This is a genomic window from Microbaculum mangrovi (assembly GCF_051390635.1).
Taxonomy (GTDB): domain Bacteria; phylum Pseudomonadota; class Alphaproteobacteria; order Rhizobiales; family Tepidamorphaceae; genus Microbaculum.
Window position 1 is genome coordinate 1,145,027 of the sequence record NZ_JBPODT010000001.1, and the last position, 15,024, is coordinate 1,160,050.

Here is a 15,024-nt window from a genome sequence, read left to right on the forward strand (position 1 = left end):
GCGTTGCCGCTTCGCTAGGACGTGTCCGCTGCGTGACGCGCCTCGCCATTGACGCCCCTGAAAGGAGGGGCCGAACGCCTAGAGCATGAGAAAGCCGCTCTATTCGGGCTGGGTCATCCTCGTCGACAGCCTCAAGGATTTCCCGAACGCCGAGACCCCCCACAAGGTCATCACTACCCGCGACTACCTCGCCCGGCCTCAGCTTTTCGACGCCGGCCGGCCGAAGGTGGTCAACCTGTCCCGTTCCTATGCCTACCAGAGCCGCGGCTATTTCTGCTCGCTGCTCGCCGAGGCGCGCGGTCACCGGGTTATGCCGACCGTCGAGGCGATGCTCGATCTCGCAGGCCGCGAGCTCTACGGCCACGCCATTCCGGAGCTGGAGCAGGAGTTGAACCGCTGCGCCCGCACCGCCAAGCACGTGCCTGAGGAGGAGTTCCAGTTCCTCGTCAGCATGGGTCGGATCGAGGACGCCCGCTACGAGCGCTTCGCCCGGCTTCTGTTCGACTGGTTCCGCTGCCCGATCATCGAGGTCACGGTCGCCCCCGGCCAATTGCTGTCGATCAAGCGCATGCGGCCGCGCCCCTTGAGCAAGCTGACCGAGGCGCAGGCCGCCGCGTTTCGCGATGCCCTGCAGCATCACACCACGCGCGACTGGCGCACGCCGAAGGCGCGGCCCAGCCTGAAATACAGCCTCGCCGTGCTGTACGATCCCGACGAGGCCCTCGCACCCTCGTCCCCGGCCTCGATCCGGCACTTCGCCAGGATCGCCGAGAAACACGACATCGACGTCGAGCCGATCACCAGGAAGCAGTTCCACCAGCTCGCCGAGTACGATGCCTTGTGGATCCGCGAGACGACTTCGATCGACAATCACACCTATCGGTTCGCCCGGCGCGCGATGCAGGAGGGCATGCCGGTCATCGACGATCCGATCTCGATGATCCGCTGCACCAACAAGGTCTATCTGAAGGAGTTGCTGACAGCAAACGACGTGCCGGTGCCGCCGACCGTCGTCGTTGCGAACAAGGACGAAATTGCCGGCGCGGAGGAGCGGCTCGGGTACCCTCTGGTCGTCAAGATCCCCGACGGGTCCTTCAGCCGCGGCGTCCACAAGGTCGAGACGCCCAAGGCCTTCCGCGATCTCGCCAAGGAGCTTTTCAAGGAAACCGACCTGCTGATAGCCCAGAAATTCATGCGCACCGACTACGACTGGCGCATCGGCGTGCTCGGCGGCGAGCCCCTGTTCGCCTGCCACTACCTGATGGCGCGCAGCCACTGGCAGATCGTCAAGCACAAGCCCGACGGGTCCGCCATCCAGGGCTCAGCCAGGGCGTTCCGCTTCGACGAGGTGCCGCCGGAGGTTCTCGATGTCGGCGTCCGCGCCGCCCGTTTGATCGGAGACGGCCTGTATGGCGTCGACATAAAGCAGAACGCCGATGGGGTGTTCGTCATCGAGATCAACGACAATCCGAATGTCGACCACGGCTGCGAGGACGCCGCCGGCAAGGACGATGTCTGGTCGAAACTCGCCCGCTGGTTCTACGACCGCCTGGAGATGTAGGCCGCCGCTGTCTTCCAGCGCCGTTCACCCAAGTGATCCACACCGGGTATTTAGCCGACACCGATTACGTCGTACCGTATAGTTTCTTGTTCATATCAATCAGCGCGTGTCCATCTGCGCGCGGCAGGAAGCTGACGGAAACGGCATGTATCGAGGGCTCTCTCTTGCATTCGCGCTGATCGTTTTCCTGGGGCTCGCAGCGGGCGCCAACGCGCAGGACGGTTCTCAGGACGGTTCCCAAGAGGACTTCAGCAAACGCGTTGCGGCCTGGGAGGAAACCGCTACGCGTGTCGAGCAGGCCCTGCGCGACGAGACCATCTCGAAAGCCACGCTCGATCAGCTTCGCGCGGACGCCGTGGCCGACCGCGAGGAAGCGTTCGAGATTATCAAGGACGACAGCCTCGAGGTCCGTATGCTCCAGGCACAGCTGGATGCGCTGCCTGACCCGCCCGGCGAGAATGTGGAAGAACCCGCCGCAGTCACAGAGCGGCGCGCGGAGCTGCTCCAAGCCATTGCCACGGCCAATGCGCCGACGCTCGCGGCGCGGGAGGCCTACAACCGCGCCGATGTTCTCGTCAGCGAAATCGACAGAATCATTCGGTCGCGTTTCACCACCGATCTGATGGAGCGGAGTCCTTCACCGCTCATCCCGACACATTGGCCCGCGGCCATAGGGGAACTATTCGGCTACGTCGGTGCCGTGTCTGCGCAGATCGGCACGGACCTGGAGAAACCGGAAAACCGGACACGCTTCCTCAGGGGCCTGCCGATCGCGATCGGCCTGATCATCATTGCACTCGTCGTGCTGCTGATCCTCCAGCCCTGGGTCACGAAGCGGCTGGATGCCCTCGTGCTGGCGGCCGACAAGCCGACGAAGGAGCGTCTGTACTGGTTTGCCACCCTGATGGTCCGGCTGATCCTTCCGACGATCGCCGGCGCCGCCTTCTATTACGCCTTCAAGGCCCTCGCCATCAGCCCGTTCGCTGCGCGCTCGGTCGTCGCGGCTATCGTCAGTTTGCCGATATTTCTGGTCGTCGGCTACTGGCTGGGGCAGTTGGTGTTTTCTCCCACCGTCCCGGCGCACCGTGTCCTCCAGATGGATGACAAACGGGCAGGCCGCGCGGCACACCTGTGCCTCGCCCTTGGCGGGGTTCTGGTTGCCGAAGCCCTGGTCGAAGCGGCCGGCCGGGACTACGACTTCACGCCGGCGTCCGACGCCATCCTGTCCGCCATCGTCGTGGTGACCGGGAGCTACTTCGTCTGGCGGCTGGCGCGAACACTGATCGCCGCCCGACAGGCGCCGGCCGACGCACCAGGCCGCCCGATGCCAGCGGAGACCGGACCGGGCGTCGATTTCGTCACCCTGCTCGGCCGCCTGATGCAACTGGCCGCGGTGGCGGCGGTCGTCTTCGTCGTCTTCGGATATGTGAAGTTCGCGCGGCAGGCGATGGTTCCGACAATCCTGTCGCTCGGCGCCATCGGGTTCGCACTGGCGATCTACCTTCTCCTGTCCGGCCTCTCACGCGGTCTGCTTCGCGGGCGGCCTCCCGAAGACGTACCGATCTATTCGATCGTCCCGATTGCAATCGCCTTCGTCGTCATCGCCGCCGCGCTACCCATCTTCGCGCTTATCTGGGGCGCGCGCGTTGCGGACCTCCTGGAGATCTGGATCCTGTCCGTCCAGGGCGTCGAGGTTGGCGGCACACGGATTTCGATCGGGGTCATCTTCATACTCATCGCCGTTTTCCTGGTCGGCATGTCGATCACGCGATGGCTGCAACGCGTACTCGACACGTCCGTACTGCCGAAGACGCGCATGGATCGCGGCGCTCGCAAGGCGGTTCTGACCGGCCTCGGCTACACAGGCGTCACCCTGTCGGCCCTTGTCGCGATCTCGGTGGCCGGGATCGACCTGTCCAACCTGGCGATCGTCGCCGGTGCGCTGTCGGTCGGTATCGGCTTCGGCCTGCAGGCGATCGTTTCGAATTTCGTCTCCGGCATCATCCTGCTGATCGAACGCCCCGTGAAGGAGGGCGACTGGATCGAGGTATCCGGCTACTCGGGTATCGTGCGCCGGATTGCCGTGCGGTCGACGCGCATCGAGACATTCGACCGGCACGAGGTGATCGTGCCCAATTCGGAGCTGATTACCGGGACCGTCACGAACATGACTTTGAGTTCCAAGACCGGCCGGCTGATCGTGCCGGTCGGGGTCGCCTATGGCGCCGACATCGAAAAGACGCAGGAGATCCTGCTGGAAGCGGCACGCGACAACGATAAGATCATGCCGAATCCCGAACCGGTGGTCCTGTTCGTCGGGCTCGGCGAAAGCTCCATCGATTTCGAACTCCGCTGCTTCCTGGCCGACGTCAACACGGTCGTGACCGTCAAGTCGGAACTTCTGCTGGAGATCTACAGGAACCTCGGGCAGGCCGGCATCGAAATACCGTTCCCGCAGCGCGACATCACCGTTCGCAATGTCGATGCCCTCGCCGAGGCCATCGCCTCGCAGGTCGCCGCGCGTGCCAGTGCGAGCCAGATTTCCTAGAGGAGACCACGGCCGGCCCGCCCAATCGAAACCCCTATTCGCGAACCACCAGCACCGACTGCCTGGCGTGGCGAACCACCCGCGCGGCGTTGGGGCCGAGCAGATAGTCCCGCATGGCCGGGCGATGCGAAGCCATGACGATCAGGTCCGCCGAGAGCTGATCGGCGGTCCGCAGAATCTGCTCGTAGATGCTGCCATGCATGACATGGCCCTTCACCTTCACGTCGCCGGGCACGAGATCCTCGAGATAGGCCTTCAGCCGATCCTTGGTCTCATCGAGCGCCTTCTGCTCGAAGCCCTCCGGGAAATAGCCGCCGACGATGGACATGCCCATGTCCGGCACGACGGTCACCACGTGCATCGTCGCATCATAGTCCCTGGCCATCTGAATGGCCGCGTTGAGCGCCCGGCCGGAGCTATCCGGCTCGGCCAGATCGATCGGAACGACGATCGTCTTGAACATCGCTTTCTCCTGCCTCTCGATCAGAACGCGGGCACCGTCTGGCGCCGGCGCTGCAGCAGCACCACGATGACGAGCAGAACCAGCGCCGGCAGGTAGAACAGCTCCTTGGCAAAGCGGTCCTTAGGCAGTTCCACGTTGGAGATCGTCACCAAGGTGTCGCCGTAGAAGTCGAAATCCTGGAAGGTCTCGAAGAAAGCCGTGCCCGGGAACGGCTCTTCCAGAACCGCCTCGTCGCCTTCGATCATCACCAGCAACCCGGCTTGTTCCAGCCGCGCCGCGCCATCGCCTGCCTCACCGAGCGGGACGGCGATGGTCAGCGTGTCGATCTGGTCGGGATTGTCGAAATCCGGCCCCGCGATGGTCATGCGCAGCGCGGCACCGGCCGGCTGGCTTCCGGCGATCTCGATGACCTCGACGCCCGGCCGGTTATCGTAGGGCGGCTCCACCAGGTCGAGCCAGAAACCGGGCCGGAACAGCGTGAAGGCGATCAGCAGCAGCGCCACGGTTTCCCAGATGCGGTTGCGTGTCAGGAAGTACCCCTGGGTGGCGGCCGCGAACAGCAGCATGGCGATCGTGGCGATGCAGAACACGAAGACCGCCTTCCACACGGTCACGTCGATCAGCAGGAGTTCGGTGTTGAAGATGAACAGGAACGGCAGCAACGCGGTGCGGATGTCGTAGCCGAAGCCCTGGAAGCCGGTCTTGATCGGATCACCGCCGGAGATCGCCGCGGCGGCAAAGGCGGCAAGCCCCACCGGCGGCGTATCGTCGGCCAGAATGCCGAAATAGAAGACGAACATGTGAACCGCGATCAGCGGCACCAGCAATCCGCTCGCCGCGCCCACCGAGACGATCACGGGCGCCATCAGCGAGGACACGACGATATAGTTCGCCGTCGTCGGCAGGCCCATGCCGAGGATCAAACTCATCACCGCGACGAGCAGCAGCATCGCCATCAGGTTGCCGCCCGACAGGAACTCGACGAACTCGCCGACGACCTGATGCGCGCCGGTCAGCGAGATCGTGCCGACGATAATGCCGGCCGCCCCCGTGGCGACGCCGATGGCGATCATGTTGCGCGCGCCCGAGATCATGCCCGAGACGAAGTCCTCGGCGCCCTGCTTGAACGCCCCGCCGATATCGCCGGCACCGCGCAACATGCTCTTAATCGGGTGCTGGGTGACGACGATGACGATCATCGACAGTGTCGCGTAGTAGGCCGACAGGGACGGCGAGAACCGCTCGATCAGGATGCACCAGATCAGGATCACGATCGGCAGCACGAAGTGCAGACCGGTCACCGCCACCTCGCCCGCACGCGGCAGTTCCCGCAAGGGCGCGTTCGGATCGTCCATCTCCAGATCGGGATGGCGCGCGGCGAACCCGACCAGGAGCAGATAGGCGACCAGGAACAGCAGGATGACCGTGAAGAAGGTCATGTTCGGGAAGGCGACCTTGATCCAGCCGAGGCCGTAGTAGACGGCGGCGGCCAGCACGCACATCGCGATGAATCCGGTCAGCACGCCAATCATCCGGCGCATCAGCGTCTGCGTCGCCGGCGGCTTGACCAGGCCCTTGAGCTCCAGCTTCAGCGCTTCGAGGTGAACGATGTAGACGAGCGCGATGTAGGAGACGACCGCCGGCAGGAAGGCGTGGCGGATGATGTCGGTATAGGCGATGCCCGTGAACTCGGCGATCAGGAAGGCGGCCGCGCCCATGACCGGCGGCGTCAACTGCCCGTTGGTGGACGAGGCGACCTCGACGGCACCGGCCTTTTCCGGAGGGAAGCCGGTCCGCTTCATCAGCGGGATCGTGAACGTGCCGGTGGTGACGACGTTCGCGATCGACGACCCCGAATAGAGGCCCGAAAGCGCAGATGCTACGACGGCCGCCTTGGCCGGCCCGCCACGCAGGTGCCCGAGCAAGGCGAAGGCAAGCTTAATGAAGTAGTTGCCAGCGCCGGCCTTCTCCAGGAGCGAGCCGAACAGGACGAACAGGAAGATCATCGAGGCGGACACCCCGAGCGCGACGCCGAAGACGCCCTCCGTCTGCATCCAGTAGTGCCACATGGCCTTGCCGTAGGAGGCGCCCTTCCACTGGATCGCCTCCGGCAGCCAGCGGGCATCGCCGAAGAACACGTAGCAGACGAAGACGCCGGCGACGATGACCAGCGGCAGGCCGAGCGAGCGATAGACCGCTATGGCCAGGACCGTCATGCCGATCGTCGCGGCGACCAGGTCGCCCGTGGTCGGCAGGCCGGCGCGGGCGGAGATCGCCTCGTCGAAAACGATCAGGTAGAGACAGGCATAGACGCCGAGGACGGCCAGCAGCCAGTCGTACCAGGGAATGTGGTGGCGCCCGCTCGACTTGAACAGCGGATAGGCGAGCGCGGCCAGTGTCAGCGCGAAGGCGAGGTGAACGACGCGCACTTCGAAGTTGTTGAGGACGACGTTGACGCCGATCGTCCCGGTGATCCAGAAGGGAACGTTCGAGGCGACGTAGAGCTGGAACAGCGACCAGACAAACGCCAACCCGGCGATGAAGAGACCGACAGCGCCTGAAACGCTGCGTGCGCCGGTATCGACCTGCGCTACCAGTTCGTCGACATCGATCTCGCGCTTTTGGATGTCTTCGGCCATGCCGCCCTCGGATCACTCACAATCCGTCGCCCCCCAGCGACGTCCCGCCGGCGAAAAACCCGGCTACGCCTGAAAATCGGAACTGAGTAAAAAAGGGGCGGCCTGACGGCCACCCCTTCCGGAACACTCACATCCAGCCGCGTTCCTTGTAGTACTTCACCGCACCGGGATGCAGGGGAGCGGACAAGCCGTCCTTGACCATCTCCTCCTCCTTCAGATTGGCGAAGGCGGGGTGCAGGCCCTTGAAGTCGTCGAAATTGTCGAACACGGCCTTGACCACCGTGTAGACGACGTCCTCGGGAACCTCCTCGGATGTCACGAACGTCGCGCCGACGCCAAAGGTGTTCACGTCGTTGTCCTGTCCCGCATAGGTGCCGGCGGGGATCGTCGCCAACCGATAGTAGGGCTTCTCGGAGATGAAGCTCTCGATATCGGGACCGGCCACGTCCGCGATCACGGCGTCGCAGGTCGACAACGTCTCCTGGATCAGCGCCGACGGATGGCCGACCGTGTAGAAATACGCGTCGATCTTGCCGTCGCACAGCGCCTGCCCCGTCTCCGCGGGCTTCAGCTCGGCGGCGAGCTTGAGCGCGTCCGTATCCACGACGCCGGCCTCGTTCAAGGAATCCCACAGGGCACGCTGGCCCGAACCCGGGTTGCCGATATTCACCGACTTGTCGGCGAGATCCTGGTAGCTCTTGATGCCGGAGTCGGCACGGGCCACGAGCGTGGCGGGTTCGGGATGCACCGAGAACACGGAGCGCAGGCCCTTGAAGGGCTTGCCGTCCCACTGCGCCTTGCCTTCATAGGCATTGAACTGGACGTCGGACTGGGCGACGCCGAACTCGAGCTCGCCGCCCTGGATGGTGTTGACGTTGTAGACGGAGCCGCCGGTCGATTCCGCCGAACAGCGGATGCCGTGCTCCTTGCGGTCCTTGTTCACCAGCCGGCAGATCGCACCGCCGGTGGGATAGTAGACGCCGGTGATGCCGCCGGTGCCGATGGAGACGAACTTTTGCTGGGCCGAGGCGCCACCCGCGCCGACGGCCAAAGCCACGGCAAAAGCGCCGAATGCCAGATATCTCATCACATCTCCTTCCGTCACTGCTTAGTTAAGCGCCGGAATTGCGCCGGCTTTGTCGGTTATTGGGACAACGCGCGAAACCGCGTCTCCCCTGGTGCTTATGTCATCGCCAAATGCTGGCTAAGACAACCCTCTGATAGGGGGCACGTTGTGTGCGGCGCAATATCCGGGGACTAGAAGAGATCACTCGGAGAGCCGCGACAGGTCAAAACGATCGATATCGCCGAGAAGGGCAAGGAAGCGATCGACGGCGAAACCGGCAGCCCGGCGGCCCTTCTCCGCGGACGCCGCGGCCGCGTTTCCGCAGGCTCCGCTCGAACTGAGATCCGCCGTCGTCCAGGCGAACGCCACACGGCCGGTGCCGCGCAGGACGTCGAACTCGTCTTCCATCGCAACCGACGCCGGAACGAAATCGCCGCACTCGGCCGACCGTACCGCCTCCGGCTTCAGGTGCAGCATCAGCGAGGTCTCGATGTCGCCGGCATGAATGCCGTGGGCGATCTCGGCCTCGTCGAACAGACCGGCGGGATAGCCCATTCGCGCCCAGCTCGTAGCCACGACGAGCATGCGATGGCGGATGCGAAGCGCCCGGGCGGCAAGGCCCATCACCTCGCTGTTGCCGCCGTGCGAGCTTATGATTACCAGTTTGCGCAGCCCCGCGCGGGCGACCGAGTCGCCGAGCGCCTCCAGCATGTCGAGCAGGGGTCGCGCGTCGATGCTGAGCGTTCCGGGAAAACCGAAATGCTCGTCGCTCTTGCCGACCGCGACCGTCGGCAGGATCAGCGCCGGCAGATCGGCAGACATACGTTCGACCGCTTGCCCGATCAGACCGTCGGCAATGACCGTGTCGACGCCGGTCGGCAGATGCGGCCCATGCTGCTCAGTTGCAGCGATTGGCAGCACAGCGATCCAGCCAGACGTGTCGGCCTCGAAGTCGGCGGTGGCGAGGTCCTGCCAGAAACGGCTCGGGGGAAGCGAGGGCGCGGACACTGCCATCTCACAGCGCCTCCAGGAACCGCTTCGCCGCCGTGCCGTGCTCAACCCTGAGGCGCTCCACGTCGATGCCGACCGGCATGCCGTCCTCGACCTTCCATTCGCCGGCGAGCATCACCCGGTCGGCCTTGTGGGCCCCGCACAGGACGAGGGCGGCGAGCGGATCGCCGGCGCCGGAGAAGCGGAGCTCGTCGAGCGTGTACAACGCAAGGTCCGCCTGCTTGCCGACGGCGACGGCGCCGATATCGTCGCGGCCCAGACACCGGGCCGAGCCCTCGGTGGCCCAGCGCAACACGTCAAAATGCGTGACCGCGCCGGACCCGTATGTCAGCCGGTTGATCATCAGCGCGTGACGCACGCCTTCCATCAGATTGGAACTGTCGTTGGAGGCGGAGCCGTCCACCCCGAGCCCGACCGGGGCACCCATGGCTTCGAGCTCTTTGGTGCGGCACTGGCCGGAGGCGAGCACCATGTTGGAGGTCGGGCAATGGCTGACGCCGACCCGGTGGCGGCCCAATCGTTCCACCTCGTCGTCGTTGAAATGGATACCGTGGGCGAGCCAGACCCGCTCGTTCATCCAGCCGATTTCTTCCAAGTACTCGACGGGACGGCAACCGTAATGCTCGAGGCAGTAGGCGTCCTCGTCGTGGGTTTCGCCGAGATGGGTGTGCAGCCGGCAGTCGAAGCGCTCGGCGAGCCCGACCGAATCCGTCATCAGCCGCTTGGTGACGGTGAACGGCGCGCACGGGGCGAGCGCCACGCGGATCAGTCCGCCTTCGCTGGTGTCGTGGTATCGCGACAGCACCCGCTCGCAATCGGCGAGGATCGTATCCTCATCCTGGACGACGTTGTCGGGCGGCAGGCCGCCGTCCTTCACCGACAGGTTCATCGAGCCGCGCGTCACCGTCATGCGCATGCCCAGCGCAGTCGCCTCCTCGACCTGGATGTCCATCGCGCTCTCGAGCCCGTCGGGAAACAGGTAATGATGGTCGGAGGCCGCAGTGCAGCCCGACATCAGCAGCTCGGTCAGCGCCAGCCGCGTCGCCAGCCGGAAGCCGTCGGGCGTCAGCCGGCTCCAGACCGGATAGAGCGCCTGCAGCCAGGGGAACAGCTCCTTGTTGATGGCGTCGGGATGCGCCCGCGTCAGCGTCTGGAAGAAATGGTGATGGGTGTTGACGAGGCCCGGCAGCGCGACATGGCGGCCGGCGTCGAAGACCGCATCGACGGGCGCGGCCGGCTCCTGGCCCCTGCCGACCAGCTCGACGATGCGTCCGCCCTCCACGACGATGCCGCGTTCAGCGCCTTCCGCTGGATTGGCGGCCAGGATCGCGAGCGGGTCCTTGATCCATCTGCGCATGATCAATCCACCCTGGCCGCGATGACCTCGACCTCGACCTTGAACTCAGGCCGCGCGAATCCCGACACCACCATCAGCGTCGAGGCCGGCGGCGGATCTGCAGTGAACTCGTCGCGCGCGGTCATATAGTCCTTCAGGTAGGCCCGGTCGGATACGAAGGCGTTGATGCGCACGATGTCGGCCAGCACCATGCCTCCCGAAGCCAGGATCGCGCGGATGTTCTCGAAGCACAATCGGGTCTGGTCGGCGGCGCTGTCCGGGATCGCGTCGTCCGCCGCGATGCCGAGTTGGCCGGAACACAGCATCAGCCGCGCGCCCGGCGCGATCTCGACGCCATGGCTGTACCGGGCGAAGGGGGGACGGATGCCCCCCGGCGTGTGATGCGTTACCATGACTGCTCCCGCCGAACGAGTTTTCGATTCCGGAGACGCTAATGACCGCCGTGCGCCACTGGCAAGACCTGACCACCGTCGACTTCGAATCGCTCGATCCCGACCGGACCGTCGCGGTGCTGCCGGTCGGTGCGATCGAACAGCACGGCCCGCACCTTCCCGTCGCCACCGACGCGCTCGTCGCCGGCGCCGTGGCCGAGGCCGCCGTCGCGGCGGCCGACCCCGACCTGCCGGTCCTGCTCCTGCCGCTGATGCCGGTCGGCAAGTCCAACGAGCACATCGATTTCCCCGGCACGCTCACGCTTCCCGCCGAAACGCTGATCGCGGTATGGCGCGAGATCGGCGAGAGCGTCGCCCGCTCCGGCTTGCGGAAGGTGCTGTTCATCAATTCCCATGGCGGCCAGCCACAGGTGATGGAGATCGTCGCCCGCGAACTGCGGGTGCGCCACGAGATGTTCTGCGTCTCGTCGAGTTGGTGGCAAATGGGAACGCCCGAGGACCTCGTTCCGCCCCACGAAGCGCGGCACGGCATCCATGGCGGCCTGGTCGAGACCTCGCTGATCCTGCACCTGGCACCCGATCTGGTCCGGATGGACAAGGCGGAGGATTTTAGGCCCGTGATGGCGGAAATCGCCGGCGACTACGAAAAACTCACCTATCTCGGCGGCGTCGGCATCGGCTGGCAGGCGCAGGACATCCACCCGGCCGGCGTTGCCGGTGACGCCAGCAAGGCGACGGCGGACATCGGCAAGGCGATCTTCGACCACGTCGTCGCCGGTTACGCGAAACTGCTGGCGGAGATCTCCGCCTATCCCCTGTCGCGCATCCGCAAGCGCCAGTGACATCATAAGCGCCGAGGCTCTCACGAACGCCGGGGACCTCATGCGAACAGAACGCCCGGCCCGTAGTCGCCGATATAGCTGACATGGCTGACGAGCCCCGCCTGCGGACGCCACAGGTGCAGCAGACAGGCCGGCGGTTCGGCGACCCAGGCGGCCCGCGCAAACGGGCCGAAATCGAGCGTCACCTGATGCGCCGTTCCCGGCGCGATCGACGCGATCGTGCCGGCGAACCGCGTCTGCACCGGCCGATGGACATGTCCGCAGGTGACCGCCTCGATCTGGCGATGGCGTACCACGACCGCGGCGAGCGCACGCCAATCCTCGAGCATGATCTCGTCCATGAAGCCGATCCCCGTCGCGAACGGCGGATGGTGCAGAAACAGGAGGGTCGGAGTCTCGGGCGCCGCGGCAAGCGCCTCGTCGAGCCAGTCGAGCTGATCCCCGCCGAGGCGTCCGGCGTCCGTCCCCTCCACCAGCGTGTCCAGCCCGACGAGCCGGACCGGATGGTCCTCGACCACGTAGTGCAGCGGTCCCGTGGATGGCAGCACGCCCGTATAGGACAGGTGCCTGCGGACCAGTTCGCGGCGGTCGTGATTGCCGGGTATCGGATAGACCGGCATCGGCAGTCGCCGGAAGAGATCGGCCAGCGCCGCGTAATCCTCGTCACCGCCGTCGTTGACGAGATCGCCGGTGACGATCACCGCGTCGGGGCGCGGGGTCAGCGCCAAGAGGTGGTCAATCGCTCGTTCCGTCGCGCCGTAGGTATCGACGGCACCGAACAGCCTCACGCCGCGGACGCGGAAATGCAGGTCGGAGATCTGGGCAATGAGCAAGGCTGGCTCCCGAGGACTTGGCGAATGATCCATGGCTTTGATCTTCCGCCGGCCGCAACACACCGATTTTACGACTTTGTCGAGCCTGTTCCCTCCCCGACCGTGATGATAGGGTGAGCGGCCACCGCCTGGTTGCCCTTTTCTTGGGCTCCGGGATTACGAGAAATTTGGATTCGCGCGCGGATTGAGCCGCGAATCGGGGTGGCACGGGGTTTGCTCCGAAGACCCGGTTCGCAATTCGATCCGTTATAGTTTTGACCGAGTTTCCGGGGAGTCGACGCCGATACCCGGGTTGTCAACAAGGGAGGTTTTTCCGGATGTCCTTGCTCAAGCGCACGATCCCGGCAATCGGTGCCGTTCTCGCTGCTGTCGGGCTTGCCGGCCCGGCCGCGGCGCTGGATGAAGTCACGTTCGGCACGAACTGGCTCGCCCAGGCCGAGCACGGCGGCTTCTACCAGGCGGTCGCCGACGGCACCTACGAGAAGTACGGGCTGAAGGTGACGATCCGCCAGGGCGGCCCGCAGGCCGGCAACCAGGCCCTGCTGATCGCCGGCAAGATCAATTTCTACATGCAGGGCAACATGCTTTCGCCCTTCGACGCCGCCGAACAGGGCATTCCGCTCATCGAGGTCGCCGCGATCTTCCAGAAGGAGCCGCAGGTCCTGCTTGCCCATCCGGATGCGGGCGTGGAGACATTCGAGGATCTCGCCAAGCTGCCGACGCTTTACCTGTCGAAGGACGGCTACTCGTCCTATTTCCTGTGGATGAAGTCGGCCTTCGAAGGCTTCAACGACGCCCAATACAAGCCCTACACCTTCAACGCGGCGCCGTTCATCGCCGACAAGCAATCCGCCCAGCAGGGATATGTGACGTCGGAGCCCTACGCCATCGAGAAGGAAGCCGGCTGGGAACCCAAGGTCTTCCTGCTCGCCGACTCCGGCTTCAACACCTATTCGACCCTGATCGAGGGCATGAAGGACTATGTCGAGGCCAACCCCGACATCACCAAGCGCTTCGTCGAGGCCTCGATCATCGGCTGGTACAACTATCTGTATGGCGACAACACGGCTGCCAACGCGCTCATCAAGACCGACAATCCGGAGATAACCGACGAGCAGATCGCCTTCTCCATCGCCAAGATGAAGGAGCATGGCATCGTCGACTCCGGCGACAGCCTGACCATGGGCATCGGCTGCATGACGGACGAGCGCCAGAAGGACTTCTACGAAAAGATGGTCAAGGCCGGCGTCGTCAAGGCGGGCATCGACTACACGACGACCTATACGACCGAGTATGTCTGCAAGGGCCTCGGCCTGGACCTGAAGAAATAGCGCCGCGTCCCGGCGTGCACGCAATCGCCGATGGCGGGTCTGTGGACCCGTCGTCGGATTTCGGTACTGGTGGCGAGTGAGATCGCCGACGCCGGCTTCCTGGCGTAAAACGGAGGCGGACTTTGACCACCCACACAGAAGCGGCCCCTGCGGTTCGCGACCCGGTATCCGGGCCCAGCGACGCCGCGACGCGGCCAATCGTTTCGCTGCGCGCGATCAACAAGACGTTCTCGAGCGGCACCGTGGCGCTCCAGGACATGTCGCTCGACGTTCATCCCGGCGAGTTCATCAGCCTGCTCGGCCCTTCCGGTTGCGGCAAGTCGACGGCGCTGCGCCTGATCGCCGGCCTCGGCGAGCCGACATCGGGCACCATCGACTGGACGGGTACGGCACAGGACCGGTCCGGCCGGGTCGACAACGAAATCGGCTTCGTCTTCCAGGAGCCGACGCTGATGCCCTGGGCCACCGTCTTCAACAATGTCTGGCTGCCGCTGCGGTTGAAGGGCCAGGCCAAGGCCGGCGCGCGCGACGAGGTCATGAACGCGCTCGAGATGGTGGGGCTCGAGAACTTTGCCGACGCATATCCGCGCGAACTGTCGGGCGGCATGAAGATGCGTGTGTCGATTGCCCGCGCGCTGGTCACCCGGCCGAAACTGCTGCTGATGGACGAACCGTTCGCCGCGCTCGACGAGATCACGCGGTTCAAGCTCAACAACGACCTGCTGCACCTGTGGGAGAGCTTCGGCTGGACGGTGATCTTCGTCACCCATTCGGTGTTCGAATCGGTCTACCTGTCCAACCGCATCGTCGTCATGGCGGCACGCCCCGGCCGGGTGGTCGCCGATATCGCGATCGACGCCCCCTATCCGCGCGAGGACGATTTCCGCACCTCGACCGTCTACAATGATCATTGCCGCGAGGTGTCGACCGCCCTCCAGGAGGCAATGGCCAGCAAGGCGGAGGCGTGACGCCCGGAACATG

General features: G+C 65.0%; 12 protein-coding genes. 5 read left to right on the forward strand and 7 right to left on the reverse strand.

The window, feature by feature from the left end; translation table 11 throughout:
- The first annotated feature begins 85 nt into the window (after window positions 1-85).
- Window positions 86-1,561, forward strand: a complete 1,476-nt coding sequence (locus tag ACSF9G_RS05490) for a RimK family ATP-grasp domain-containing protein (RefSeq protein WP_436639264.1) — start codon at window positions 86-88, stop codon at window positions 1,559-1,561.
- Window positions 1,562-1,706: 145 nt separating this feature from the next.
- The gene (locus ACSF9G_RS05495) at window positions 1,707-4,109 is read left to right on the forward strand and encodes a DUF3772 domain-containing protein (protein WP_436639267.1); all 2,403 of its coding nucleotides are present in this window, start codon (window positions 1,707-1,709) and stop codon (window positions 4,107-4,109) included.
- A 34-nt stretch (window positions 4,110-4,143) separates the two neighbouring features.
- Here ACSF9G_RS05495 and ACSF9G_RS05500 read toward each other — a convergent pair whose 3' ends face one another.
- From ACSF9G_RS05500 to ACSF9G_RS05525, 6 genes are all read right to left on the reverse strand, one after another.
- Window positions 4,144-4,572 (reverse strand): universal stress protein, encoded by a 429-nt coding sequence (locus ACSF9G_RS05500; protein WP_436639269.1) that lies wholly within the window; start codon window positions 4,570-4,572, stop codon window positions 4,144-4,146.
- Between the two features lie 20 nt (window positions 4,573-4,592).
- Complete coding sequence (locus tag ACSF9G_RS05505) at window positions 4,593-7,211, reverse strand: TRAP transporter permease (protein WP_436639271.1); 2,619 nt, start codon at window positions 7,209-7,211, stop codon at window positions 4,593-4,595.
- Window positions 7,212-7,338: 127 nt separating this feature from the next.
- Window positions 7,339-8,298, reverse strand: coding sequence for a TAXI family TRAP transporter solute-binding subunit (locus tag ACSF9G_RS05510; protein ID WP_436639274.1), 960 nt, complete (start codon window positions 8,296-8,298; stop codon window positions 7,339-7,341).
- Window positions 8,299-8,478: 180 nt separating this feature from the next.
- On the reverse strand, window positions 8,479-9,291 hold the full coding sequence (locus ACSF9G_RS05515; protein WP_436639276.1) for a creatininase family protein: 813 nt from the start codon (window positions 9,289-9,291) through the stop codon (window positions 8,479-8,481).
- Between the two features lies 1 nt (window position 9,292).
- Window positions 9,293-10,645 (reverse strand): 8-oxoguanine deaminase, encoded by a 1,353-nt coding sequence (locus ACSF9G_RS05520; RefSeq protein ID WP_436639279.1) that lies wholly within the window; start codon window positions 10,643-10,645, stop codon window positions 9,293-9,295.
- A 2-nt stretch (window positions 10,646-10,647) separates the two neighbouring features.
- Window positions 10,648-11,037, reverse strand: coding sequence for a RidA family protein (locus ACSF9G_RS05525; protein WP_436639281.1), 390 nt, complete (start codon window positions 11,035-11,037; stop codon window positions 10,648-10,650).
- Window positions 11,038-11,078: 41 nt separating this feature from the next.
- Between ACSF9G_RS05525 and ACSF9G_RS05530 the strand changes: the two genes are divergently transcribed.
- Window positions 11,079-11,879, forward strand: coding sequence for a creatininase family protein (locus ACSF9G_RS05530; RefSeq protein ID WP_436639283.1), 801 nt, complete (start codon window positions 11,079-11,081; stop codon window positions 11,877-11,879).
- 38 nt (window positions 11,880-11,917) lie between these two features.
- Here the strand turns inward: ACSF9G_RS05530 and ACSF9G_RS05535 are convergent, their stop codons facing one another.
- Complete coding sequence (locus ACSF9G_RS05535; RefSeq protein WP_436639285.1) at window positions 11,918-12,712, reverse strand: phosphodiesterase; 795 nt, start codon at window positions 12,710-12,712, stop codon at window positions 11,918-11,920.
- A gap of 317 nt (window positions 12,713-13,029) precedes the next feature.
- Here ACSF9G_RS05535 and ACSF9G_RS05540 point away from each other — a divergent pair, with 317 nt between their 5' ends.
- Both ACSF9G_RS05540 and ACSF9G_RS05545 read left to right on the forward strand, forming a co-directional pair.
- Window positions 13,030-14,043 carry an ABC transporter substrate-binding protein gene (locus tag ACSF9G_RS05540; protein WP_436639287.1) on the forward strand — a complete coding sequence of 338 codons (1,014 nt, stop codon included), beginning with the start codon at window positions 13,030-13,032 and terminating at the stop codon, window positions 14,041-14,043.
- A 122-nt stretch (window positions 14,044-14,165) separates the two neighbouring features.
- Window positions 14,166-15,011, forward strand: coding sequence for an ABC transporter ATP-binding protein (locus ACSF9G_RS05545; RefSeq protein WP_436639289.1), 846 nt, complete (start codon window positions 14,166-14,168; stop codon window positions 15,009-15,011).
- The last annotated feature ends 13 nt before the right edge of the window (window positions 15,012-15,024 follow it).

Coding starts and splice junctions, on each gene's coding strand:
- ACSF9G_RS05490 (WP_436639264.1), top strand. CDS start 86: ATGAGAAAGCCGCTCTATTCGGGCTGGGTCATCCTCGTCGACAGCCTC.
- ACSF9G_RS05495 (WP_436639267.1), top strand. CDS start 1,707: ATGTATCGAGGGCTCTCTCTTGCATTCGCGCTGATCGTTTTCCTGGGG.
- ACSF9G_RS05500 (WP_436639269.1), bottom strand. CDS start 4,572: ATGTTCAAGACGATCGTCGTTCCGATCGATCTGGCCGAGCCGGATAGC.
- ACSF9G_RS05505 (WP_436639271.1), bottom strand. CDS start 7,211: ATGGCCGAAGACATCCAAAAGCGCGAGATCGATGTCGACGAACTGGTA.
- ACSF9G_RS05510 (WP_436639274.1), bottom strand. CDS start 8,298: ATGAGATATCTGGCATTCGGCGCTTTTGCCGTGGCTTTGGCCGTCGGC.
- ACSF9G_RS05515 (WP_436639276.1), bottom strand. CDS start 9,291: ATGGCAGTGTCCGCGCCCTCGCTTCCCCCGAGCCGTTTCTGGCAGGAC.
- ACSF9G_RS05520 (WP_436639279.1), bottom strand. CDS start 10,645: ATGCGCAGATGGATCAAGGACCCGCTCGCGATCCTGGCCGCCAATCCA.
- ACSF9G_RS05525 (WP_436639281.1), bottom strand. CDS start 11,037: ATGGTAACGCATCACACGCCGGGGGGCATCCGTCCCCCCTTCGCCCGG.
- ACSF9G_RS05530 (WP_436639283.1), top strand. CDS start 11,079: ATGACCGCCGTGCGCCACTGGCAAGACCTGACCACCGTCGACTTCGAA.
- ACSF9G_RS05540 (WP_436639287.1), top strand. CDS start 13,030: ATGTCCTTGCTCAAGCGCACGATCCCGGCAATCGGTGCCGTTCTCGCT.